Here is a 21,653-nt window from a genome sequence, read left to right on the forward strand (position 1 = left end):
TGCGCTCGCCGGGCATGGCCCGGCGCTACCCACGTCGCCTATGTTTCATCCCTGCGCCTGCAGCCACTCGCGGAAGCGCTTGGCCGGCTCACGTTCGGCACGCGAGCGCAGCCGTGTCAGCCAGTAACGCCCCAGGTCCAGCGTGGTGCCGAACGGCTGCAGCAGGCGTCCCTCGGCCAGTTCCTGCTCGAACATGCACAACGGCAGCAGCGCCACACCGGCGCCACCGGCGGCCGCCATCGCGACCGTCAACGAGGAATCGAACACCGGCCCGCGCGCTTCCACGCCACTGACGCCCGCCGCCTGCAACCAGCGCGGCCACTCGTCGCTGCGGTAGGAGCGCAGCAGCGGCAGCGTGCCCAGATCACGCGGTTGCTTCAGGCGCCGTGCCAGCGCCGGCGCGCACAGCGGCGCAAACGGCGCATCGAGGATCGCCGTGCATGCCTGGCCCTGCCAGTCGCCATCACCAAAGCGGATCGCCAGGTCCAGCCCTTCGCCGGCCAGGTCGATGCGGTTGTTGTGGGTCTGCAGGCGCAGCTCGATGTCCGGATGCGCGCTCTCGAACAAAGCCAGTCGTGGCAGCAGCCAGCCAGTGGCGAAGGTGCCGACCACGCCCAGGGTCAGCACCTCACGCGCAGGTCCGCCCGTGTAACGCGCGATGCTGGCCGAGATGCGCTCGAACGATTCGTTGAGCACCGGATACAGCGCCGCACCCTCATCGGTGAGGGCGACACCGCGCGGCAGGCGATGGAACAGGCGGATGCCGAGACGATCTTCCAGGCCACGGATCTGATGGCTCAGCGCCGCCTGGCTGACGCACAGCTCCAGTGCGGCCCGTGTGAAGTTCTGGTGGCGGGCGGCGGCTTCGAAGGCACGCAGCGCGTTCAGCGGCAGGGTGGGGTGCAGCATTGCGCAGTCGTGAGCTGGAGTGATGGCTGATCGTAACCCGTTATCTGTAAGTGCCGTCAATTACGGTGTTGAATGCGACAAGCATGAATTAATCTAATGCCTTGCGATGATTTTTTGCGCTGGTCGTGCCCGGAGGGTGGCGCCAATAATCGAACGGTCCCCAGGAGAACCCCGCATGCTCGCCCGTCGCCGATTCCTGCAGTTCAGTGGTGCCGCTGTTGCTTCCTCGCTCGCCCTGCCGTTGCTGGCACGTGCGGCGGGCGCGACCTCCACCGCGGCCCCGACCGATACCGCCATCACCGCCACCAGCGATTTCGCCGCGCTGGAGAAGGCCTGCGCAGGACGCTTGGGCGTGACCCTGCTCGATACCACCAGTGGCCGCCGCGTCGGCCATCGCCAGGACGAGCGTTTCCCGATGTGCAGCACCTTCAAGAGCATGCTGGCCGCGACCGTGCTCAGCCAGGCCGAGCGCGCCCCTGCGCTGCTCGACCGGCGCGTGCCGGTGCGCGAGGCCGACCTGCTCTCGCACGCACCGGTGACCCGCCGCCATGCCGGCAAGGACATGACCGTGCGCGATCTGTGCCGGGCCACCATCATCACCAGCGACAACACCGCTGCCAACCTGTTGTTCGGTGTGGTCGGCGGCCCGCCGGCGGTCACCGCGTTCCTGCGCGCCAGCGGCGATGCGGTCAGCCGCAGCGACCGGCTGGAGCCGGAAATGAACAGCTTCGCCGAAGGCGACCCGCGCGACACCACCACGCCGGCGGCGATGGCTGCTTCGCTGCAGCGTGTGGTGCTGGGGAAAGTGCTGCAACCGGCATCGCGCCAGCAGCTGGCCGACTGGTTGATCGACAATGAAACCGGTGATGCCTGCCTGCGTGCGGGCCTGGGCAAGCGCTGGCGGGTGGGCGACAAGACCGGCAGCAATGGCGAGGACGCGCGCAACGACATCGCCGTGTTGTGGCCGCGCGCGGGCGGCGCGCCGTGGGTGCTGACCGCCTATCTGCAGGCCGGCGCGATCAGCAACGAGCAGCGTGCCCTGGTGCTGGCCCAGGTGGGCCGGATCGCCGATCGACTGATTGGATGAGGTAACCGGGGTCATTCAATCGTGGCTTGCCGGATCGGTTCGGCGCGCGCATCCTGCGCGCGTTCGAACCCCACGGAAGACCCCGATGAGCCATGAGTTGATCTACCTGCTGCTGATCTTCGCGCTGCTGGTGATCCCGCGCGCGCTGCAGCGCTTCAGCCTGCCCGCACCACTGACCTGCCTGCTGTTCGGCATCATCGGCATGCTCTGGCTGGGCGACCAGGCCCACGATGCGGTGATCGGCCTGCTGGCCACGCTGGGTATTTCCTCGCTGTTCCTGTTCGCGGGCCTGGAAGTGGACCTGCAGGCGCTGCGTCGTGGCATGTGGCCGCTGTTGGCGCACCTGGTGATCCGCAGTGCGACGTTGTTCGGCGTGGGCTGGCTGGCCTGGTGCTATGCGGGGCTGCCGTGGCAGGCTGCGGGCCTGTTGGCGCTGGCGCTGCTGACGCCCTCCACCGGTTTCATCATGGATTCGCTGTCGCGGCTGGGCCTGAGCGAGGACGAGCGGTTCTGGGTGACCAGCAAGGCCATTGCCGGCGAGCTGCTGGCGCTGGCGGCGTTGTTCATCGTGCTGCAGGCCGGTGACCCGGGCCACATGGCGCTGTCCAGCCTGGCCCTGCTGGCGATGATGGTCGGCCTGCCGCTGCTGTTCATCGCGCTGGGACGCTGGGTGGCGCCGCACGCGCCCGGCTCGGAATTCTCGCTGTTGGTGATGGTGGGCATGGTGGCGGCCTACATCACCTACCTGCTGGGAGTGTATTACCTGGTCGGTGCGTTCATCGCCGGGTTGGTCGCGCGCCTGCTGCACCAGCGCATGCCGCTGCTGGCCTCGCACGAGAACCTGCACGCGCTGCGCCTGTTCGCCTCGTTCTTCGTGCCGTTCTACTTCTTCAACGCTGGTACCAAGGTGCCCAGTGAAGCGCTCACCTTCGAGGCGCTGGGGCTGGGCATCGTGATCACCCTGGTAGTGCTGCCGCTGCGCATCGGCGTGGTCTGGCTGCAGCGCCGGGTGATGTTCGGCGAGAGCTTCCGCAGCAGCCTGCGGGTCTCGCTGGCGCTGGCACCGACGCTGATCTTCACCCTGGTGCTGGCGGCGATCATGCGCGAGCGCTTCCAGATTCCGGCGGTGCTGTTCGGCGCGCTGCTGTTGTATGCCGCGTTGACCACGCTGCTGCCGTCGCTGGTGTTCCGCACCCCGTTCGATGTCGATCCGGTGGAGCAGGAGCCAGCCGGCGAGGGCGAGGCCGCGCCGGTGGCGGCGACCGAAGCACTGCCGGCAGCACCGTCTGCCGAGCGCTGAGCGGACCTGGCGCGCGGTTTGCGCCCATCGGCCATGGCCGTTAGGGTTGGGGCATGAGACCGATTGCCGTTGCCACTACCGCCGCCCTCCTGCTCAGCCTCGCTGCGTGCACGCAGCGCTCCGATACGGTCGCCCATGATCTGGCGACCGCACCGGCCGATGCGTTCATGGCCGCCATCGCCGCACATTGCGGCCAGGCCTACGCCGGCAAGGTGGTGGAGGACACGCCGGCACCGACCGGCAAGGATCCGTTCGCCGGGCAGCGCCTGGTGATGCATGTGCGCGGCTGCGCCGATCCGGCGCATGAGCTGCGCATCCCGTTCCATGTCGGTGATGACCACTCGCGGACCTGGGTGCTGACCCGCACGCCGAACGGGCTGCGTCTGAAACACGACCATCGCCACGAAGACGGCAGCCCCGACGCAATCACCCTGTACGGTGGCGACAGCACGCCGCCGGGAACTGCCGAACGTCAGCAGTTCCCGGCCGATGCCGATTCGGTGGCGATGTTCCGCCGTGCCGACATGCTGGCTTCCACGCACAACACCTGGGCGATGGAGATCGATCCTGACCAGACGTTCGTCTATGAGCTGACGCGCCCGGAGGGCCGCCGGTTCCGCGTGCAGTTCGACCTGAGCAAGCCGGTCGATCTGCCGCCGCCGCCCTGGGGCGACGACAAAGCGCCCGCACCGTGATCACGGGGTCGGATCCCTCCTGCGGAGGGCTCCGACCCCGGAAAGATCGCCAGTAGATCCACGCCATGCGTGGATGCGGGATGCCTGGCCGGGGTCAGAGCCCTGGCCGCTGGCCAGGGATCCGACCCCGCAACTCAACGCGTACCGAAGCGCGCGCGGCAGCCGTTGCTCACCCACACCTGGCCGCGCGAGTAACCCCAGCTGCGGCCTTCCTGGCAGGCGCTGCCGGACAGCTGCTGCTGCAGCACCGGCCGGCCCTGGCGATCATCCCAGTCGCAGGTCTGCGAACGATTGTTGTTGCTGCTACAGGTGACGGAATAGTTGCTGTTGCCACCGCCCCAGCCGCCACCACCACCACCCCAGCCGCGGGCCTCGGCGAATTCGGCGCGGCAGCCATTGCTGACCCACACCGCGCCGTTGCGCACGCCCCAGGTACGGCCCTCGTCGCAAGGGCTGCCGGACAACTGGCGGACCAAGCGGGCATTGCGCCAGCCGACCGGGCAGCTGCGCTCGCGATTGTTCTGGCTTTCGCAGCGGATGGTCTCGCCGGGTCGACCGTTGTTGCCGCCCCAGCCACCGCCATTGCCGCCGCCCCAGCCACCACGGGCCTCGACGAACTCGGCGCGGCAGCCGTTGGTGACCCAGATGCTGCCATTGCGGCTGCCCCAGGTGCGGCCTTCCTCGCAGGGGCTGCCAGACAACTGGCGGACCAGCTGCGCGCCGCGCCAGCCGGTGTTGCAGACCCGTTCGCGGTTGCTCTGGCTTTCGCAGCGGATCACCCCGTTCTGCGCAGAGGCGGATGGGGTGGGCAGGGTAAGGGTGCCCAGGGCACCAAGACTGAGGGTCACGGCCAGGCTGGCCAGGGACAGCGGTTTCATGGCGGCATCCCATACGGTGGCAGGTGCCCGACTATAGGGAGGGGGACGATCAAGCCGGTGTGACTGGCCGGATTTGCCCCAGCCGGGGCCTCGGCCGCAGAATACGAGGCTTTCCGGCCCCCATCCGGTGCCGGCGTTCTCCAGCGGAGCTTCCCCCCATGCGTACCCACTTCTGCGGCCTGGTCGACGAGACCCTGATTGGCCAGACTGTCACCCTCGCCGGCTGGACCGACGTGGCCCGTAACCAGGGCGGCGTCTGCTTCATCGATCTCCGCGATCATGAAGGCATCGTGCAGGTGACGGTGGAGGTCGACAATGCCGAAGTGTTCGCTGTGGCCGCGTCGCTGGGCTACGAGGACGTGCTGCAGGTGGAAGGCGTCGTGCGCGCCCGCCACGCGGTGAACGACAAGATGCGCACCGGCAAGGTGGAAGTGATCGCCACCGCCATCACCGTGCTGAACAAGGCCGCGCCGCTGCCGTTCCACGCCCACGAGAACCCGGGCGAGGAAACCCGCCTGAAGTACCGCTACCTGGACCTGCGCCGCCCGGAAATGCAGCGCATGCAGCGCACCCGCATCAAGCTGGTGCAGGCCCTGCGCCGCCACCTGGACGAGAAGGGCTTCCAGGACATCGAAACCCCGATCCTGACCAAGGCCACCCCGGAAGGCGCGCGCGACTTCCTGGTGCCGGCGCGCATGCACCCGGGCGAGTTCTACGCCCTGCCGCAGAGCCCGCAGCTGTTCAAGCAGATCCTGATGGTGGCCGGCTTCGACCGCTACTACCAGATCGCGCGCTGCTTCCGCGACGAGGCCCTGCGTGCCGACCGCCAGCTGGAGTTCACCCAGCTGGACATGGAATTCGCCTTCGTGCGCGAGCGCGACGTGCAGGATTTCGTCGAGGACATGATCCGCGCCATCTTCAAGGAAGTGGTGGACGTGCAGCTGGATGCCAGCTTCCCGCGCATGACCTGGGCTGAAGCCATGCGCCGCTACGGCTCGGACAAGCCGGACCTGCGCATCGCGCTGGAACTGGTGGACGTGGCTGAACTGGTCAAGGACAGCGAGTTCCCGGTGTTCACCGGCCCGGCCAATGATGCCGAGGGCCGCGTGGCTGCGCTGCGCATCCCGGGCGGTGCGTCGCTGTCGCGCAAGCAGATCGACGAATACGCCGCGCATGCCGCCAAGTACGGCGCCAAGGGCCTGGCCTACATCAAGATCGCCGACAACGGCGAAGTCAGCTCGCCGATCCAGAAGTTCTTCAGCGAAGCGTCCTTCGCCGCGCTGGTCGCCCACGTCGGTGCCGGCAACGGTGACATCGTGTTCTTCGGCGCCGGTGGCTACAACAAGGTCTCCGACTTCATGGGCGCGCTGCGCCTGAAGGCCGGCAAGGACTTCGGCCTGGTCGCCGAGGGCTGGGCGCCGCTGTGGGTCACCGACTTCCCGATGTTCGAGTGGGACGAGGAAGAACAGCGTTACGTCGCCCTGCATCACCCCTTCACCGCACCGGCCGTGGACGACATCGCCGACCTGCGCGCCAACGCCCGTACCGCCGTTTCGCGCGGCTACGACATGGTGCTCAACGGCAATGAAATCGGCGGCGGTTCGATCCGTATCCACCGTCCGGACATGCAGAGCGCGGTGTTCGAGCTGCTCGGCATCGGTGCCGAAGAGGCCCGTGCCAAGTTCGGCTTCCTGCTCGACGCGCTGAACTACGGCGCGCCGCCGCACGGTGGCATCGCCTTCGGCATCGACCGCATCGCCGCGCTGATGGCCGGCACCGAGTCGATCCGCGACGTGATCCCGTTCCCGAAGACCACCGGTGCACAGGATCTGATGACCGACGCGCCGTCGCCGATCGTCGACGCGCAGCTGGCCGAAGTGCACATCCAGGTTCGCCCCAAGACCAACTGATCAGGAGATCCAGGCAATGACCGAGTTCGCGTTTTCGCTGGAGTGGGAAAAGCTGGGCAATGAAGGCGCCGAGGCCAATCTGGTCACCGAGCGTGCACGCGTGTTCGGTGGTTGGCTGGTCCGCGTCGGTACCAACCCGGCGGCGATGGCCCTGACCTTCGTCGCCGACGGCGAAGGCCGCTGGGACGGTGAAGACTTCGGCGTCGAGGATTACGAAGACGACGAAGAGGAAGAGTACGACGAGGACGAGGAAGGCGAGGAAGAAGAGGACGAAGAGGAATACGAGGAAGAGGACGAGGAAGACGAAGAAGCGGAATCGTCGGAAAAGGCTTGACCGCCCCTCCGCGCTGACGTCAACTTCCTGCATGTATTCGATCCGCCGCGCCACTGTGGACGACGCGCCGACCCTGTCGGCGCTGGCCGCCCGCACGTTCACCGAAACCTTCGGCCATCTGTATCCGCCGCAGGATCTCCAGGCCTTCCTTGAGGAGGCCTATACGGTCGAGCGCCAGCGCGTGATCCTGGCCCACCCGGATTACGCGGTGTGGCTGCTGGAGCTGGACGGGGAGGCGGTCGGCCATGCCGCCGCCGGCCCCTGTGGCCTGCCGCACCCGGACGTGAAGCCCGGTGACGGCGAACTCAAGCGCCTGTACCTGATCAAGACCCAGCAGAGCTGTGGCTGGGGCAGCCGCCTGCTGGAAACCGCACTGGCCTGGCTGGAACACGAAGGCCCGCGCACCCTGTGGCTGGGCGTGTGGTCGGAAAACTTCGGCGCACAGCGCTTCTACGCCCGCTACGGTTTCGAGAAGGCCGGCGACTACCTGTTCCCGGTGGGCGACACGAACGATCTCGAATTCATCCTGCGCCGCGCACCGCGCGCGGCCTGATGTTCACCGCCGCTTGCTGCGCGCGCGTGTTCAATCACCGTACGTTCCTGCCCCGCTGACTGCCAGGCTGTTTGCATGACTCCCCCCGTATTGCTGCTGCATGGCATCTGGAATGCCCGCGCCTGGGTCGGGCCGCTGGCCTGGCGCCTGCGCGCGCGTGGCTTCCAGGTGCACGCGTTTGGTTATTCCTCGGTGTTCGGTGGCCCGGACGTGGCCGTGCCGCAGCTGCTGGAACGGCTGGCCGATGCCGGCCCGTTGTCGCTGGTCGGCCACAGCCTGGGTGGGCTGCTGGCGCTGGAGGCCCTGCGGCGCCAGCCGCAGCTGGATGTGCAGCGCGTGGTCTGCCTGGGCTCGCCGCTGCGCGGCAGTGGCACCGCGCGCTCGTTGTCCGATCATGGCTGGGGCCTGGCGCTGGGCCGCAGCAGCGAGCTGCTGCTGGATGGCCTGCCGGACTGGCAGGGCAAGGCCGAGGTCGGCCTGATCGCCGGTTCGGTACCGCACGGTCTGGGCAGCCTGCTGGGTGCGATGGACGACGCCTCCGATGGCACCGTGGCCCTGGCCGAGACCCGGCTCCCGGGCCTGGCCGACCATTGCGTGGTGCGTACCAGCCACAGCGGCCTGGTGGTCTCGCCCGATGCCGCGCGGCAGACCGCGCATTTCCTGCGCCACGGCCAGTTCGACCACAGCCGCGACGCCGCCGCCGCATGAGGTGGTGGGTGCGAACCTTGGTTCGCACGCTTTTCGCCGGGCATGGCCCGGCGCTACCGGCCTGCCCTGGTGGGTGCGAACCGTCCTGCCCTGGTGGGTGCGAACCTTGGTTCGCACGCTCTTCGCCCGGCAATGCCCGGCGGCGGTAGATCCACGCCATGCGTGGATGGCGCCTTCCCGACATCACTTCGCCCTAGACACGGTTGCCGCCCCCGATCAGGTAGAATCCGCGCCTTGATCCTGAAGCAGCCAGACGGTAGCACCCATGGGTAGAGGCCCCTCCATCGAAGCCCGCAAGAACGCGTCCGACGCGAAGCGCGGCAAGATTTTCACCAAGATCATCCGTGAGATCGGCGTTGCCGCGCGCGGCGGTGGAGGCGACCCCAACAACAACCCGCGCCTGCGCGTGGCGATGGACAAGGGCCTGGCCGTGAACATGTCCAAGGACGTGATCGAACGCGCCATCAAGAAGGCCACTGGTGAACTGGAAGGCGTCGATTACGAGGAAATCCGCTACGAGGGCTACGCCCCGGGTGGCGTGGCCGTGATCGTCGACTGCCTGACCGACAACCGCGTGCGCACCGTGGCCGATGTCCGCCATGCGTTCAGCAAGTGCGGCGGCAACATGGGCACCGAAGGCTCGGTGGCCTTCATGTTCAAGCGCCTGGGCGTGCTCAGCTTCGCCCCGGGCGCCGACGAGGAAGCCATCACCGAGGCGGCCATCGAGGCCGGCGCCGATGACATCGTGGTCTATCCGGACGATGGCTCGATCGATGTGGTCACCAGCCCTGACGCGTTCAACGCGGTCAAGGATGCAATGACCGCTGCGGGCCATGTCGCCGACCACGCCGAGATCACCTTCCGCGCCGACAACGACATCAAGGTCGAAGGCGACGTCGCCCTGCAGGTCAAGAAGCTGCTGGACATGCTGGAAGACCTGGACGACGTGCAGGACGTGTACTCCAACGCCGAACTCGGCGCCGACGCCTACGCCTGAGCCGTCTTCGACGGCCTGGGCGCGGGCCGTTGAACGGTCACCGCGGACAGTCATGAGCCCATACGCCTGCCAGCGCATCCCGTTCCGCCCCGCCAGGAGCGCAGCATGACCCGTATCCTCGGCATCGACCCCGGTTCGCAGCGGACCGGGGTCGGCATCATCGATGTCGACGCCACCGGCCGCGTCAGCCACGTGCATCACCAGCCGCTGGTGCTGCTGGGCGCCGACGACTTCCCGCAGCGCATGAAGCTGCTGGTGCTGGGCCTGGCCGACCTGTGCCGCGAATACGAGCCACAGGAAGTGGCCATCGAACGCGTGTTCATGGCGCGCAACCCCGATTCGGCGCTGAAGCTGGGCCAGGCCCGTGGCGCGGCGATCTCGGCCGTGGTGCTGCGCGACCTGCCGGTGCACGAATATGCTGCCAGCGAGATCAAGCTGGCCGTGGTTGGTCGTGGTGGCGCCGAAAAGCAACAGGTTCAACACATGGTCGGGCTCATGCTCAACCTGAAAACCAAGCTGCAGGCCGACGCGGCCGACGCGTTGGCGGTGGCGATCACCCATGCCCACGTAAGGGCGACGGCCAACCGCCTGGGGCTCAGTGCCCGCCAGGCGTGGGGCCGCAAATGAGGAGCTGCACGCAATGATCGGTCGACTGCGCGGCATCGTCGCCTACAAGGCGCCGCCGTGGCTGGTGGTGGACGTGAACGGAGTGGGCTACGAGCTGGAGGCGCCGATGAGCACCTTCTATGACCTGCCCGAGCTCGGCCGCGAGGTCACCCTGTACACCCATTACTCGCAGAAGGAAGACAGCGTCTCGCTGTACGGCTTCCTGCGCGAGGGCGAGCGGCGCCTGTTCCGCGACGTGCAGAAGGTCAGTGGCATCGGCGCGAAGATCGCGCTGGCCGTGCTGTCCGGCGTCACCGTCGAGGAGTTCGCGCGCATGGTCCAGGCCGGTGACATCACCGCGCTGACCCGCATTCCGGGCATCGGCAAGAAGACCGCCGAGCGCATGGTGCTGGAGCTGCGTGACCGCGCCGCCCAGTTCGGTGCCGGCGGCGCGCTGCCCACCGGCAGTGGCCCGGCCCCGGCCGACCCGCTGTCCGATGCCACCGTGGCGCTGCAGCAGCTGGGCTACAAGCCGGCTGAAGCCGCCCGCATGGCCCGGGATGCCTTCAATGAAGGCGACGAAGTGGCCACCGTGATCCGCAAGGCGCTGCAGTCGGCGCTGCGCTGATCCGCCTTCCTTTCCTTCAACGAACCGCCTGAGCTTCGCCAGGAGTCCCATGTCCAGCAGTCAAACCCCGCACGCAGCTGCCCCCGGCGGCCACGGTCACGCTCCTCCAGCCGGAGGCATGGCGCTGATCATCGGTGCGATCGGCGTGGTCTTCGGCGATATCGGTACCAGCCCGCTGTACACCCTGAAGGAGGCGTTCTCGCCGCACTACGGGCTCAACAGCGACCACGACACCGTGCTGGGCGTGCTGTCGCTGGCGTTCTGGGCGCTGAACATCGTGGTTACGCTGAAGTACGTGACCATTATCATGCGCGCCGACAATGACGGCGAGGGCGGCATCATGGCGCTGATGGCGCTGACCCAGCGCACCCTGCGCAACGGGTCGCGCTCGGCCTATGTGGTGGGCATCCTGGGCATCTTCGGTGCCTCGCTGTTCTTCGGCGACGGCGTGATCACCCCGGCCATTTCAGTGCTGGGCGCAGTCGAAGGCCTGGAGGTGGCGGCCCCCGGCCTGCATGCGTTCATCGTGCCGATCACCGTGGTGGTGCTGTTGATGGTGTTCGCCGCGCAGCGCTTCGGCACCGAGAAGATCGGCAAGGCGTTCGGCCCGATCACCTCGGTCTGGTTCATTTCGCTGGCGGCGATCGGCATCTACAACATCGTCGACGCGCCGGAAGTGCTGAAAGCCTTCAACCCGTGGTGGGCGATCCGCTTCTTCATGGAGCACAGCTGGCACGGCATCTTCATCCTCGGTGCGGTGGTACTGGCGGTGACCGGCGGCGAAGCGCTGTATGCCGACATGGGCCATTTCGGCGCCAAGCCGATCCGCCACGCCTGGTACTTCTTCGTGCTGCCGTGCCTGGTGCTGAACTACCTGGGGCAGGGCGCGCTGGTGCTCAACCATCCCGAGGCGCTGAAGAACCCGTTCTTCGAGGCCGTGCCGTCGTGGGCGCTGTACCCGATGATCATCCTGGCCACGATGGCGGCGGTGATCGCCTCGCAGTCGGTCATCACCGGCGCGTTCTCGGTCTCGCGCCAGGCCATGCAGCTGGGCTACATCCCCCGCATGCGCATCAAGCACACCTCGCACGACACCATCGGCCAGATCTACATCCCGGGCATCAACTGGGGCATCGCGGTGATGGTGATCGGCCTGGTGCTGGCCTTCCGCAGCTCGTCCAACCTGGCCGTGGCCTACGGCATCTCGGTGTCGGCCACCATGCTGATCGATACCCTGCTGCTGGCCCTGGTCGCGCGCTCGCTGTGGCCGAAGGCGCGCGCCTGGCTGCTGCCGCTGTGCGTGGTGTTCTTCATCATCGACCTCGGCTTCGTCATCGCCAACGGCGCCAAGCTGCTGCAGGGTGCCTGGTTCCCGGTGGTGCTGGGCATCTTCCTGTTCACCATGATGCGCACCTGGCGCCGTGGCCGCGAACTGCTGCGCGATGAGATCCGCAAGGACGGCATCCGCCTGGATACCTTCCTGCCGGGCCTGATGCTGGCACCGCCGGTGCGCGTGCCGGGCACCGCCGTGTTCCTCACCGCCGACCCGACCGTGGCCCCGCATGCGCTGATGCACAACCTGAAGCACAACAAGGTGCTGCACGAGCGCAACGTGTTCCTGCACGTGGTCACGCTGCCGGTGCCATACGCGCCGGAGGGACAGCGGCTGAAGATCGAATCGGTGGGCGACGAGTTCTACCGGGTCTACGTGCGCTTCGGCTTCATGGAGACCCCGGACGTGCCGCTGGCGCTGATGCGCTCGTGCGACCACGGCGGCATCTATTTCGACCCGATGGACACCACCTTCTTCGCCAGCCGCGAGACCATCGTGGCCACCGCCAACCGCGGCATGCCGATCTGGCGCGACAAGCTGTTCGCGCTGATGCACAGGAATGCCGCGCCCGCGACCGGCTTCTTCCGCATTCCAGGCAACCGTTTGGTCGAGCTGGGCGCGCAGGTCGAGATCTGACGCGCGCGGGGTCGGATCCCTTTTCCACAGGAAAAGGGCTCTGACCCCAAGTCTTGAGCCATCTACACATCCATCCACGCATGGCGTGGATCTACCGTGTCGACCAAGGTCGACACCCACCAACAGATCGCGGCGATCTGTCGAAGGCGGGGGTGGGTCCGGTTGAGGGGGTGTGAGCGGCATGGATGCCGCGACCAAGCCCCCAGGGATGGGTTCACGGCGTCCCCCTCAACCGGATCCACCCCCGCCATTTCACGGAATCCCCGCTTTTGCTTCGGCCTTTGACGTTGCCGTTGCCTCTGCGGGTGCCGGGCGCAGCCCGGCCGAAACCCGTACTTTTGCCGCATAATCAGCACATGACCGACGACCGCATCATCGGCGCCGGCGCCACCCGCGAGGATGACGCCGCCGACGCCAGCATCCGCCCCAAGCGCCTTGCCGACTACCTCGGCCAGGTGCCGGTGCGCGAGCAGATGGAAATCTACATCCAGGCGGCCAAGGGGCGTGGCGACGCGCTCGACCACGTACTGATCTTCGGGCCGCCGGGCCTGGGCAAGACCACCCTCAGCCACGTCATCGCCAACGAACTGGGCGTGGCTCTGCGCGTGACCTCCGGCCCGGTGATCGAGAAGGCCGGCGACCTGGCCGCGCTGCTGACCAACCTGCAGCCGCACGACGTGCTGTTCATCGACGAGATCCATCGCCTGTCGCCGGTGGTCGAGGAAGTGCTGTACCCGGCGATGGAAGACTTCCAGATCGACATCATGATCGGCGAGGGCCCCGCGGCGCGCTCGATCAAGATCGACCTGCCGCCGTTCACCCTGATCGGCGCCACTACCCGTGCCGGCCTGCTGACCGCGCCGCTGCGCGACCGCTTCGGCATCGTCCAGCGCCTGGAGTTCTACAGCGTCGAGGAACTGACCCGTATCGTGCGCCGCTCCGCCAGCATCCTCGGCATCGACTGCACCGCCGATGGGGCAGGGGAGATCGCGCGCCGCGCGCGGGGTACCCCGCGTATCGCCAACCGCCTGCTGCGACGCGTGCGCGACTACGCGCAGGTCAAGGCAGGTGGCCACATCGACGAGCCGGTGGCCCAGGCCGCGATGAAGATGCTCAAGGTCGACCCGGAAGGCTTCGACGAGCTTGACCGGCGCCTGCTGAAAACGATGGTGGACTACTTCGACGGTGGCCCGGTCGGCATCGAATCGCTGGCCGCGGCGCTGTCCGAAGAGCGCGGCACGCTGGAAGACGTGGTCGAGCCCTACCTGATCCAGCAGGGCTTCCTGGTGCGCACTGCGCGTGGCCGCATGGCCACCCACAAGGCCTACCGGCACATGGGCCTGAAACCCAAGAACCCGCCGCAGGACCTGTTCGCGGAGGTTCCCGATGTCGGTTGAGCCGCGATTCAGTTGGCCGACACGCATTTACTGGGAAGATACCGATGCCGGTGGCGTGGTCTACCACGCCCGGTACGTGGCCTTCATGGAACGGGCCCGGACCGAATGGATGCGCGCGCTGGGCTACGGCCAGGAGCGCATGCGCATCGAGCACGGCATGATCTTCGCGGTGCGTTCGATGCAGATGGATTTCATCAGGCCGGCACGGCTGGATGACACCCTGCAGGTGAGCGCCCGCCTGGTCCAGCTGAAGAAGGCCAGCATGGTCTTCGAGCAGCAGATCCTGCGCGATGGCGAACTGCTGCTGTCGGCCCAGGTCCGCATCGCCGCACTGGAAGCGGCCAGTTTCCGCCCGCGTGGCATGGACGACGCCGTCCTTGCCATGCTGCAACCCCACCTCCACCCCGAATCCGAACTTTGAGGAACAACGGATGATCGCAACGCTCCTGGCCCTGCAGGCCACGGTCACCGAGGCACTGCCGGCCGATGTCAGCAACGCCGCGACCCAGACCCTTGCCCAGGCCACCACCGGCGGCGGCATCAACTACCTCGAGCTGATGGCCAAGGCCAGCCTGCCGGTGAAGATCATCGTGCTGCTGCTGCTGGTCGGCTCGTTCGTCAGCTGGGTGATCATTTTCCGCAAGGCCCGCGTGTTCAAGCAGGCCACCCGTGAAGCCGACGAGTTCGAGAACCGTTTCTGGTCCGGCGCCGACCTGGGCAAGCTGTACAGCTCGGCCACCGACCGCAGCCGCAATGTCGGCGGCCTGGAAGCCATCTTCGAAGCCGGTTTCCGCGAATACACCCGCCTGCGCGACAAGCGCCGGCTGGATGGCCGCGCGCAGCTGGAAGGCGCACAGCGTGCCATGCGCACCACCTACACCCGCGAAGTGGACCAGCTCGAGCGCAACCTGGAGCTGCTGGCCAACATCGGCTCGACCGCGCCGTACGTAGGCCTGGTCGGCACCGTGTTCGGCATCATGGTGACCATGCATGACATGATCAGCAGCGGTGCGCAGGCCGGCATCGCCGCCGTCGCCCCGGGCATCTCCGAAGCGCTGTTCGCCACCGCCATCGGCCTGTTCGTGGCCATCCCGGCAGTGTGGGCCTACAACCGCTTCACCACCCGCGTTGAGCGCATGTCGGTGCGGTTCGAGACCTTTGCCGAAGAGTTCAGCTCCATCCTGCAGCGCCAGAGCGCTGGCGACGAGTAAGCGCCTGACCCGGGAGTCCAAGCCATGTCCGCTGCCATCGGTCGCCGCAAGCGCCGCAAGCTGAAATCGGAAATCAACGTCGTTCCCTACATCGACGTCATGCTGGTGCTGCTGATCATCTTCATGGTCACCGCGCCGCTGCTCACGCTGAGCTTCGACGTCGATCTGCCGCAGTCCAACGCCAAGGCGCTGGAAAGCAAGCAGGACCCGGTGATCGTCTCGGTGCGCCAGGACGGCCAGCTCAGCCTGAAGCTGCCCGATGCCAAGGAACCGACCGCCGTGTCGGCCGAGGAACTGGAAGGCCGCCTGGCCGGCATCGCCGCCCAGGACAAGGGCGTGCGCGTGATCGTCGCCGCCGACCGTGCCGTGGCCTATGAAAAGGTCATCGCCGCGATGGATGTGATCAAGCGCGCCAAGGTAGACAAGGTAGGCCTGGCCACCGATGCACGCTGACGCCCTGCCACCCCCGCAGCAGCGCGAACCCGGCTGGGGCCTGCCCCTGGCGCTGGCGTTGCTGGTGCACCTGCTGGTCGCGCTGGTCTTCATCGTGGCCTGGTTCTGGTCGCCCGAGCGCAACACCGACGCCGCCGCCGGTGATCCGTCGGTCGAGGCCAGCCTGGCGCTGTCTGCATCCGAGGCCTCCGCTGCGCGCCAGGCCCTGCGCCAGTCGGAAAAGCTGGAAGACCTGCCGCCGCCGGTGGCCGAGCCGGTCCCGGTGCCGGAAGACACCATTCCGCCGCCGCAGCCGATCCCCGAGCCGCGCCCGCAGGACGCCCCCACGCCGCAGCAGCAACAGGCGCAGGAGCGTGTCGCGCAACCGGACACCAAGGACCAGGAAGCGGTGAGCGCGCTGGCCATCTCGCAGGAGAAGGCCAAGCAGGAGCAGGAAGCCAAGCGCCGCCAGGAGCAGATCGACCTGACCGAACGCAAGCGCCAGGAAGAAGCGGAGCAGAAGCTGCGCCTGGCCAAGCAGCAGGAAGCGGACGAGAAGAAGAAGCAGGCCGAGCAGGAGCGCGTGGCGGCTGACAAGGCCGAGGCCGAGAAGCAGAAGAAGATCGCCGAGATCCGTGCCCGCCGCGAGCAGGCCGAGAAGGAAGCCAAGCTGGCCGAACAGAAGCTGCGCCAGGTGGCCGCCGCGCGCAACGCTGCCGGCAGTGCCGCCGCCGGTGCCAGCGGCGCATCCCAGCCGGCCGCCGGTGGCGGTGGCAACAGCGACGATCTTTCGGCCAAGTACGCAGCCGCGATCCAGGCCAAGGTGCTGTCGCAGTGGGTGCGCCCGGATACGGTGCCGCTGGGCCAGCGCTGCCAGATCACCATCACCCAGATTCCGGGCGGCACGGTGATGCAGGCCAAGGTCAGCCCGAACTGCCCGTACGACGAGGCCGGCAAGCGTTCGATCGAAGCCGCTGTGCTCAATGCGCAGCCGCTGCCGTATCGCGGCTTTGAATCGGTGTTCGCGCGCACGCTCAACTTCACCTTCACCGCCCAGGATCGCTGAGGCGGCCGGGCAGGGCGGCCAGCGTGGCCGCTCGTGCCCACGGTTGTCGCGGCTGCCTCTGGTGGGCCCGGTTCCGGCGGGGCAGTCTGTAGACTGCTGTCGAACTCCGCCCCGCAGGGCGGCGTGACGGGGCAGGCGGGCGCGATGTTAGCCACGACGTTAACGGTGCGTGAGAGGACGGGCTGGAACTGACCCGGAATTCACGTACCCTTGGTTCATGATTGCGAAGCGGTTCACTTCCGCTTTGTTATCCCTCGTTCCGGTTTCCCCCTATTGAGCGCTCCATGAAAAAGATGCCTCGCTGGCTTGCCGTGTTTGCGGCCCTGTTGCTGCCCTTTGCTGCCGTCGCGCAGCAGAAGGGGCTGGATATCGACATCATCGGCGGCAATGCCTCCGCGCTGCCGATCACCATCGTGCCGATGCCCTACCAGGGTTCGGCGGATGCACCGCAGACCGACGTCGCTGGCGTGGTCCGTGCCGACCTGGAGCGTTCGGGCCAGTTCCGTACGCTGCCCGAAGCGCAGATCGTCGAGAAGCCGGTGCGCGGCGGCGACATCCAGTTCGCCACCTGGCGTGCGCTGAAGCAGAACTACATCGTGGTCGGCCGCGTGCTCGACGCCGGGGCTGGCGCCTACCGCGTCGAGTACGAACTGTTCGACGTGCCCAAGGGCGAGCGCCTGCTGGGCCTGGCGATGACCGCCCGTGGCAACGCCATGCGCGACGTCGCCCACCAGATGGCCGACGCCATCTACGAAAAGATCACCGGCGTGCGCGGCGCCTTCTGGACCCGCATCGCCTACGTGACCGCCAGCGGCAAGGGCGACGCCATGCGCTATGCGCTGATGGTGGCCGATTCCGATGGCTACAACCCGCAGACCATCGTGCGTTCGGCCGAGCCGCTGCTGTCGCCGTCCTGGAGCCCGGATGGCAGCAAGCTGGCCTACGTCAGCTTCGAGCGTGGCAATTCGGCCATCTACATCCAGAACATCGGCACCGGCGCGCGCGAGCTGGTCACCAGCTTCCGCGGCATCAATAGCGCCCCGGCATTCTCGCCGGACGGCCGCAAGCTGGCCCTGACCCTGTCGCGTTCGGGTAATCCGGAAATCTACGTGATGGACCTGGGCAGCAAGCAGCTGACCCAGCTGACCAACCACTTCGCCATCGATACCGAGCCGACCTGGGCCCCGGACGGCAGCGCGGTGTACTTCACCTCCGACCGCGGCGGCCGTCCGCAGGTCTACAAGGTCGGTGCCGGCGGCGGCAGCGCCGAGCGCGTGACCTTCCAGGGCAACTACAATGCCAAGCCCTCGGTGTCCTACGACGGCAAGAAGATCGCCGTCGCCCAGGGCTCGGGCAACAGCTACAAGATCGCGATGATGGACAGCTCGCTGGGTTCGCCGCGCTGGAGCACGCTGTCCCCGGGTTCGCTGGATGAATCGCCGAGCTTTGCGCCCAACGCAAGCATGGTGTTGTACGCCGCCCGCGAAGGTGGCCGTGGTGTGTTGTATGCCGTCTCGGCCGATGCGCGGGTCCGCCAGCGCCTGGTCCTGGCCGATGGTGATGTGCGCGAACCGGCATGGTCCCCATACCGTACCCAGCGCTAAAAGAGTGTTAATATTTTCGTTGTCTTGAACCCCTCATCGGCCTAGGAGCCACAAAGGTATCGCCATGAACAAGTCCACCCGCGTTCTGCTTGTTTCCCTGCTGTCTGTGGCCGTCCTGGCCGGTTGCTCGAAGAAGGTGAAGGAAGAGCCGGCAGCCCCGGTCGACACCGGCACCTCGACCACCACCCCGACCGGTCCGTCGACCTCCGGCCTGTACGGCCCGGGCGACCTGGACACCGACGCTTGCCTGCGCCAGCGCGTTGTCTACTTCGACCTGGACAAGGAAGACGTGAAGCCGGAATTCCAGGCCATCATGGCTTGCCACGCCAAGTACCTGCGTGACCGTCCGTCCTCGCGCATCACCCTGCAGGGTCACACCGACGAGCGCGGTTCGCGCGCGTACAACCAGGCCCTGGGCGAGCGTCGTGGCAACGGCGTCAACTCGGCCCTGCAGGCCAACGGTGGCTCGGCTTCGCAGCTGACCGTCGTGTCCTACGGTGAAGAGCGTCCGGTCTGCACCGAGTCGAACGAGTCCTGCTGGTCGCAGAACCGTCGCGTCGAAATCGTCTACACCGCGCAGTAATCCATGCGCATTGGCATCAAACTGATGCTGGTCGTTGCGGCAGCCCTCGTGGCTGCCGCACCGGCGCATGCACAGCGACAGAGCCTGGCTGACCGTGTCGGCGCGCTCGAGCAGCAGATGTACAACAACAGTGCCAACCAGGACCTGTTGAACCAGATCAACCAGCTGCGGCAGCAGGTCACCAGCCTGCAGGCCTCGATCGAGCAGTTGCAGCACGACAACGCCCAGCTCAAGCAGTCCGCCCAGGACCAGTACCTGGATCTGGACAGCCGCCTGAACCGGTTGGAAGGAGGCAATGCCGCCCCGGCCCTGCCGCCCGTTCCGGCGAGCGCGCCGAAGGCCGCACCGGCCCCGGCAAAACCCGCAGCGGCGGCCACTTCCGAGCGGCCGCCTTCCGTCCATGGTGATGCCGGCAGCCTTGCCGCCACCGGCGACGAGCGCACCTCCTACAACGTCGCCTTCGATTCGCTGAAGGCCGGCAAGTACGATGATTCGGCGCAGCTGTTCCTGAGCTTCCTGCAGCTGTACCCGAACGGTGTCTACGCGCCGAACGCGCTGTACTGGCTGGGCGAGAGCTACTACGCCACCCGCAATTTCCCGATGGCCGAGACCCAGTTCCGTGAACTGCTCGCGCGCTATCCGACCCACGACAAGGCCGCTGGCGGCCTGCTCAAGGTTGGCCTCTCGCAGTACGGCGAGGGCAAGGTCGACCAGGCCCAGCAGACGCTGGAGACCGTCGTGGCGCAGTATCCGGGCTCGGACGCCGCGCGCACCGCGCAGGACCGCCTGCAGTCCATCCGCCTCGGCAAGCAGATCCGCTGACCGGGCGTACAATAGATGCCCTGTAGAGCCGAGCCCACGCTCGGCTGCTTTCGTTTCCGGATCGGCAAACCCGCCCGGATCCGGTAGCGCCGGGCCATGCCCGGCGGTTCGCGTCACCGGCTGGGCCATGCCTGTCCGGTTGCAGTTGTAGCGCCGGGCCATGCCCGGCGGTTCGCGTTACCGGCTGGGCCATGCCTGCCCGGTTGCTGTTGTAGAGCCGAGCCCACGCTCGGCTGCTTTCGTCACCGGCTGGGCCATGTCCGTCCGGTTGCAGTTGTAGAGCCGAGCCATGCTCGGCTGCTTTCGTTACCGGCCACGGTAGCCCACCCGCCACGTGTCCCACCAAGAAGTGCCCGCCATGACCGCCGTTACCCCGTCCAACGCCGTCGCCACCCCCAGCGACATCGTGCAGTCGCCGCTGCCGCGCCTGAAGATCACCGAGATCTTCACCTCGCTGCAGGGCGAAGCCGATACCGCCGGCTGGCCGACCGTGTTCGTGCGCCTGACCGGCTGCCCGCTGCGCTGCCAGTACTGCGACACCGCCTACGCCTTCCACGGCGGCACCTGGTGGGACATCGACGACATCGTGGCCGAGGTGCTGGCCCAGGGCGTGCGCCACGTCTGCGTGACCGGCGGCGAGCCGTTGGCGCAGAAGCGCTGCCTGGTGCTGCTGCAGAAGCTGTGCGACGCCGGCATGGACGTCTCGCTGGAAACCTCCGGCGCGCTGGACGTCAGCGCGGTGGACCCACGCGTATCGCGCGTGGTCGACATCAAGACCCCGGGTTCGGCCGAAGTGGCGCGCAATCGCTGGGAAAACCTGCCGCTGCTGACCGCCCGCGACCAGATCAAGTTCGTCATCTGCAACCGCGAGGATTACGACTGGGCCAAGGCCCTGCTGGCCGAGCACGATCTGGTCAAGCGCTGCACCGTGTTCTTCTCGCCCAGCAAGGGCGAGATCACCGCGCGCCAGCTGGCCGACTGGATCGTTGAAGACCGGCTGCCGGTGCGCTTCCAGATGCAGTTGCATAAAATCCTGTGGAACGACGAGCCGGGCCGATGAGCCCAGGCAACATTCCCTGATGTAACTCCGGCGCGGGACAGCGTGCTGGCTTTCCCCTCCCAACCGGATGTTTTACCCATGAAGAAGGCAGTCGTGCTTCTCTCCGGCGGCATGGATTCAGCCGCCGTCATCGCCATGGCCCAGGAACAGGGCTTCGCCGTGCATGCCCTGAGCGTGCGCTATGGCCAGCGCCACACCTCCGAACTGGATGCCGCCGCCCGCGTGGCCAAGGCCCAGGGTGTGGTCGCGCACAAGACCGTGGACGTTGACCTGCGCAGCATCGGCGGCTCGGCACTGACCGACGACATCGACGTGCCCGAGGCCGGCGGTGCCGGCATCCCGGTCACCTACGTGCCGGCACGCAACACCATCATGCTGTCGCTGGCGCTGGGCTGGGCAGAAGTGCTCGGTGCCAATGACATCTTCTGTGGCGTCAACGCCGTGGACTACTCCGGCTACCCGGACTGCCGCCCCGAGTTCGTGGCTGCATTCCAGGCACTGGCCAACCTGGCCACCAAGTCGGGCGTGGAAGGCGCCGGCATCAAGGTGCATGCTCCGCTGCAGTTCCTCAGCAAGGGCCAGATCGTCAGCGAAGGCGTGCGCCTGGGCGTGGACTTCGGCCTGACCGTGTCCTGCTACAACGCCGACGCCAACGGCGCCGCCTGCGGCCACTGCGACGCCTGCCGCCTGCGCGCGCAGGGCTTCACCGAAGCCGGCGTGCCGGACCCCACGCTGTACGCCTGAGGTAGTGGGGGCTGATGCCCCCAATGGTGGGTGCCAACCCTGGTTGGCACTGAGCGCCGGGCACGGCCCGGCGCTACCGGGCAGGTCTGACTCTGGTGGGTGCCAACCTTGGTTGGCACTGTGCGCCGGGCAGGTCTGACTCTGGTGGGTGCCAACCTTG

23 protein-coding genes are annotated in these 21,653 nt (G+C 67.4%); 21 read left to right on the forward strand and 2 right to left on the reverse strand.

The window, feature by feature from the left end; translation table 11 throughout:
- Positions 1-45: 45 nt before the first annotated feature.
- Positions 46-909, reverse strand: coding sequence for a LysR family transcriptional regulator AmpR (ampR, locus tag AC5P88_RS14820; RefSeq protein WP_495225392.1), 864 nt, complete (start codon positions 907-909; stop codon positions 46-48).
- Positions 910-1,084: 175 nt separating this feature from the next.
- On the opposite strand from ampR, the gene blaL2 reads away from it, so the two are divergent.
- The 3 genes from blaL2 to AC5P88_RS14835 all read left to right on the forward strand — a co-directional run bounded on the left by blaL2 (position 1,085) and on the right by AC5P88_RS14835 (position 3,991).
- Positions 1,085-1,996, forward strand: coding sequence for a L2 family extended-spectrum class A beta-lactamase (blaL2, locus tag AC5P88_RS14825; protein ID WP_478446284.1), 912 nt, complete (start codon positions 1,085-1,087; stop codon positions 1,994-1,996).
- A gap of 85 nt (positions 1,997-2,081) precedes the next feature.
- On the forward strand, positions 2,082-3,296 hold the full coding sequence (locus AC5P88_RS14830; protein WP_495225393.1) for a cation:proton antiporter: 1,215 nt from the start codon (positions 2,082-2,084) through the stop codon (positions 3,294-3,296).
- A 53-nt stretch (positions 3,297-3,349) separates the two neighbouring features.
- The gene (locus AC5P88_RS14835; RefSeq protein ID WP_049429567.1) at positions 3,350-3,991 is read left to right on the forward strand and encodes a hypothetical protein; all 642 of its coding nucleotides are present in this window, start codon (positions 3,350-3,352) and stop codon (positions 3,989-3,991) included.
- Positions 3,992-4,125: 134 nt separating this feature from the next.
- On the opposite strand, the gene AC5P88_RS14840 is transcribed toward AC5P88_RS14835, so the two are convergent.
- Complete coding sequence (locus AC5P88_RS14840) at positions 4,126-4,869, reverse strand: DUF3011 domain-containing protein (RefSeq protein WP_495225394.1); 744 nt, start codon at positions 4,867-4,869, stop codon at positions 4,126-4,128.
- 158 nt (positions 4,870-5,027) lie between these two features.
- On the opposite strand from AC5P88_RS14840, the gene aspS reads away from it, so the two are divergent.
- The 18 genes from aspS to queC all read left to right on the forward strand — a co-directional run bounded on the left by aspS (position 5,028) and on the right by queC (position 21,493).
- Positions 5,028-6,779 carry an aspartate--tRNA ligase gene (aspS, locus tag AC5P88_RS14845; protein ID WP_197619932.1) on the forward strand — a complete coding sequence of 584 codons (1,752 nt, stop codon included), beginning with the start codon at positions 5,028-5,030 and terminating at the stop codon, positions 6,777-6,779.
- A 16-nt stretch (positions 6,780-6,795) separates the two neighbouring features.
- Positions 6,796-7,113, forward strand: a complete 318-nt coding sequence (locus AC5P88_RS14850) for a DNA primase (RefSeq protein ID WP_099552810.1) — start codon at positions 6,796-6,798, stop codon at positions 7,111-7,113.
- 31 nt (positions 7,114-7,144) lie between these two features.
- Entirely contained in the window at positions 7,145-7,666 is a 522-nt protein-coding gene (locus AC5P88_RS14855) for a GNAT family N-acetyltransferase (protein WP_111112197.1), read from the forward strand.
- 75 nt (positions 7,667-7,741) lie between these two features.
- Positions 7,742-8,374 carry an esterase/lipase family protein gene (locus tag AC5P88_RS14860; protein ID WP_495225395.1) on the forward strand — a complete coding sequence of 211 codons (633 nt, stop codon included), beginning with the start codon at positions 7,742-7,744 and terminating at the stop codon, positions 8,372-8,374.
- 265 nt (positions 8,375-8,639) lie between these two features.
- Positions 8,640-9,371: a YebC/PmpR family DNA-binding transcriptional regulator gene (locus AC5P88_RS14865; protein WP_099552808.1), complete on the forward strand. Its 732-nt coding sequence runs from the start codon at positions 8,640-8,642 to the stop codon at positions 9,369-9,371.
- Positions 9,372-9,476: 105 nt separating this feature from the next.
- A complete protein-coding gene (gene ruvC / locus AC5P88_RS14870) occupies positions 9,477-9,998 on the forward strand; it encodes a crossover junction endodeoxyribonuclease RuvC (protein ID WP_006386268.1) in 522 nt (173 codons plus the stop codon).
- Positions 9,999-10,011: 13 nt separating this feature from the next.
- On the forward strand, positions 10,012-10,605 hold the full coding sequence (ruvA, locus tag AC5P88_RS14875; RefSeq protein WP_005410756.1) for a Holliday junction branch migration protein RuvA: 594 nt from the start codon (positions 10,012-10,014) through the stop codon (positions 10,603-10,605).
- Positions 10,606-10,723: 118 nt separating this feature from the next.
- The gene (locus AC5P88_RS14880) at positions 10,724-12,574 is read left to right on the forward strand and encodes a potassium transporter Kup (protein WP_180848865.1); all 1,851 of its coding nucleotides are present in this window, start codon (positions 10,724-10,726) and stop codon (positions 12,572-12,574) included.
- A 356-nt stretch (positions 12,575-12,930) separates the two neighbouring features.
- Positions 12,931-13,971, forward strand: coding sequence for a Holliday junction branch migration DNA helicase RuvB (gene ruvB / locus AC5P88_RS14885; RefSeq protein ID WP_005410754.1), 1,041 nt, complete (start codon positions 12,931-12,933; stop codon positions 13,969-13,971).
- The gene (gene ybgC, locus AC5P88_RS14890) at positions 13,961-14,392 is read left to right on the forward strand and encodes a tol-pal system-associated acyl-CoA thioesterase (RefSeq protein WP_106551053.1); all 432 of its coding nucleotides are present in this window, start codon (positions 13,961-13,963) and stop codon (positions 14,390-14,392) included. Before ruvB ends, ybgC begins: the two co-directional genes overlap by 11 nt.
- Positions 14,393-14,402: 10 nt before the next feature.
- Positions 14,403-15,182, forward strand: a complete 780-nt coding sequence (tolQ, locus tag AC5P88_RS14895) for a protein TolQ (protein WP_006438802.1) — start codon at positions 14,403-14,405, stop codon at positions 15,180-15,182.
- Between the two features lie 24 nt (positions 15,183-15,206).
- A complete protein-coding gene (gene tolR / locus AC5P88_RS14900) occupies positions 15,207-15,635 on the forward strand; it encodes a protein TolR (protein ID WP_005410751.1) in 429 nt (142 codons plus the stop codon).
- A complete protein-coding gene (gene tolA, locus AC5P88_RS14905) occupies positions 15,625-16,680 on the forward strand; it encodes a cell envelope integrity protein TolA (RefSeq protein WP_049428717.1) in 1,056 nt (351 codons plus the stop codon). Before tolR ends, tolA begins: the two co-directional genes overlap by 11 nt.
- A 284-nt stretch (positions 16,681-16,964) precedes the next feature.
- Entirely contained in the window at positions 16,965-18,284 is a 1,320-nt protein-coding gene (gene tolB / locus AC5P88_RS14910) for a Tol-Pal system beta propeller repeat protein TolB (protein WP_495225396.1), read from the forward strand.
- 64 nt (positions 18,285-18,348) lie between these two features.
- Positions 18,349-18,867: a peptidoglycan-associated lipoprotein Pal gene (pal, locus tag AC5P88_RS14915; RefSeq protein WP_005410748.1), complete on the forward strand. Its 519-nt coding sequence runs from the start codon at positions 18,349-18,351 to the stop codon at positions 18,865-18,867.
- A gap of 3 nt (positions 18,868-18,870) precedes the next feature.
- Positions 18,871-19,689 (forward strand): tol-pal system protein YbgF, encoded by an 819-nt coding sequence (gene ybgF / locus AC5P88_RS14920; protein ID WP_033832980.1) that lies wholly within the window; start codon positions 18,871-18,873, stop codon positions 19,687-19,689.
- A 358-nt stretch (positions 19,690-20,047) separates the two neighbouring features.
- On the forward strand, positions 20,048-20,749 hold the full coding sequence (gene queE / locus AC5P88_RS14925; protein ID WP_495225397.1) for a 7-carboxy-7-deazaguanine synthase QueE: 702 nt from the start codon (positions 20,048-20,050) through the stop codon (positions 20,747-20,749).
- A 78-nt stretch (positions 20,750-20,827) separates the two neighbouring features.
- On the forward strand, positions 20,828-21,493 hold the full coding sequence (gene queC, locus AC5P88_RS14930; RefSeq protein WP_043400548.1) for a 7-cyano-7-deazaguanine synthase QueC: 666 nt from the start codon (positions 20,828-20,830) through the stop codon (positions 21,491-21,493).
- The last annotated feature ends 160 nt before the right edge of the window (positions 21,494-21,653 follow it).

The sequence above is a fragment of the Stenotrophomonas sp. YJH_SMC_8 genome, assembly GCF_059371315.1.

Excerpts from the sequence above, each read along its gene's own strand:
- ampR (WP_495225392.1), bottom strand. The coding sequence starts at position 909 with ATGCTGCACCCCACCCTGCCGCTGAACGCGCTGCGTGCCTTCGAAGCC.
- blaL2 (WP_478446284.1), top strand. The coding sequence starts at position 1,085 with ATGCTCGCCCGTCGCCGATTCCTGCAGTTCAGTGGTGCCGCTGTTGCT.
- AC5P88_RS14830 (WP_495225393.1), top strand. The coding sequence starts at position 2,082 with ATGAGCCATGAGTTGATCTACCTGCTGCTGATCTTCGCGCTGCTGGTG.
- AC5P88_RS14835 (WP_049429567.1), top strand. The coding sequence starts at position 3,350 with ATGAGACCGATTGCCGTTGCCACTACCGCCGCCCTCCTGCTCAGCCTC.
- AC5P88_RS14840 (WP_495225394.1), bottom strand. The coding sequence starts at position 4,869 with ATGAAACCGCTGTCCCTGGCCAGCCTGGCCGTGACCCTCAGTCTTGGT.
- aspS (WP_197619932.1), top strand. The coding sequence starts at position 5,028 with ATGCGTACCCACTTCTGCGGCCTGGTCGACGAGACCCTGATTGGCCAG.
- AC5P88_RS14850 (WP_099552810.1), top strand. The coding sequence starts at position 6,796 with ATGACCGAGTTCGCGTTTTCGCTGGAGTGGGAAAAGCTGGGCAATGAA.
- AC5P88_RS14855 (WP_111112197.1), top strand. The coding sequence starts at position 7,145 with ATGTATTCGATCCGCCGCGCCACTGTGGACGACGCGCCGACCCTGTCG.
- AC5P88_RS14860 (WP_495225395.1), top strand. The coding sequence starts at position 7,742 with ATGACTCCCCCCGTATTGCTGCTGCATGGCATCTGGAATGCCCGCGCC.
- AC5P88_RS14865 (WP_099552808.1), top strand. The coding sequence starts at position 8,640 with ATGGGTAGAGGCCCCTCCATCGAAGCCCGCAAGAACGCGTCCGACGCG.
- ruvC (WP_006386268.1), top strand. The coding sequence starts at position 9,477 with ATGACCCGTATCCTCGGCATCGACCCCGGTTCGCAGCGGACCGGGGTC.
- ruvA (WP_005410756.1), top strand. The coding sequence starts at position 10,012 with ATGATCGGTCGACTGCGCGGCATCGTCGCCTACAAGGCGCCGCCGTGG.
- AC5P88_RS14880 (WP_180848865.1), top strand. The coding sequence starts at position 10,724 with ATGGCGCTGATCATCGGTGCGATCGGCGTGGTCTTCGGCGATATCGGT.
- ruvB (WP_005410754.1), top strand. The coding sequence starts at position 12,931 with ATGACCGACGACCGCATCATCGGCGCCGGCGCCACCCGCGAGGATGAC.
- ybgC (WP_106551053.1), top strand. The coding sequence starts at position 13,961 with ATGTCGGTTGAGCCGCGATTCAGTTGGCCGACACGCATTTACTGGGAA.
- tolQ (WP_006438802.1), top strand. The coding sequence starts at position 14,403 with ATGATCGCAACGCTCCTGGCCCTGCAGGCCACGGTCACCGAGGCACTG.
- tolR (WP_005410751.1), top strand. The coding sequence starts at position 15,207 with ATGTCCGCTGCCATCGGTCGCCGCAAGCGCCGCAAGCTGAAATCGGAA.
- tolA (WP_049428717.1), top strand. The coding sequence starts at position 15,625 with ATGCACGCTGACGCCCTGCCACCCCCGCAGCAGCGCGAACCCGGCTGG.
- tolB (WP_495225396.1), top strand. The coding sequence starts at position 16,965 with ATGAAAAAGATGCCTCGCTGGCTTGCCGTGTTTGCGGCCCTGTTGCTG.
- pal (WP_005410748.1), top strand. The coding sequence starts at position 18,349 with ATGAACAAGTCCACCCGCGTTCTGCTTGTTTCCCTGCTGTCTGTGGCC.
- ybgF (WP_033832980.1), top strand. The coding sequence starts at position 18,871 with ATGCGCATTGGCATCAAACTGATGCTGGTCGTTGCGGCAGCCCTCGTG.
- queE (WP_495225397.1), top strand. The coding sequence starts at position 20,048 with ATGACCGCCGTTACCCCGTCCAACGCCGTCGCCACCCCCAGCGACATC.
- queC (WP_043400548.1), top strand. The coding sequence starts at position 20,828 with ATGAAGAAGGCAGTCGTGCTTCTCTCCGGCGGCATGGATTCAGCCGCC.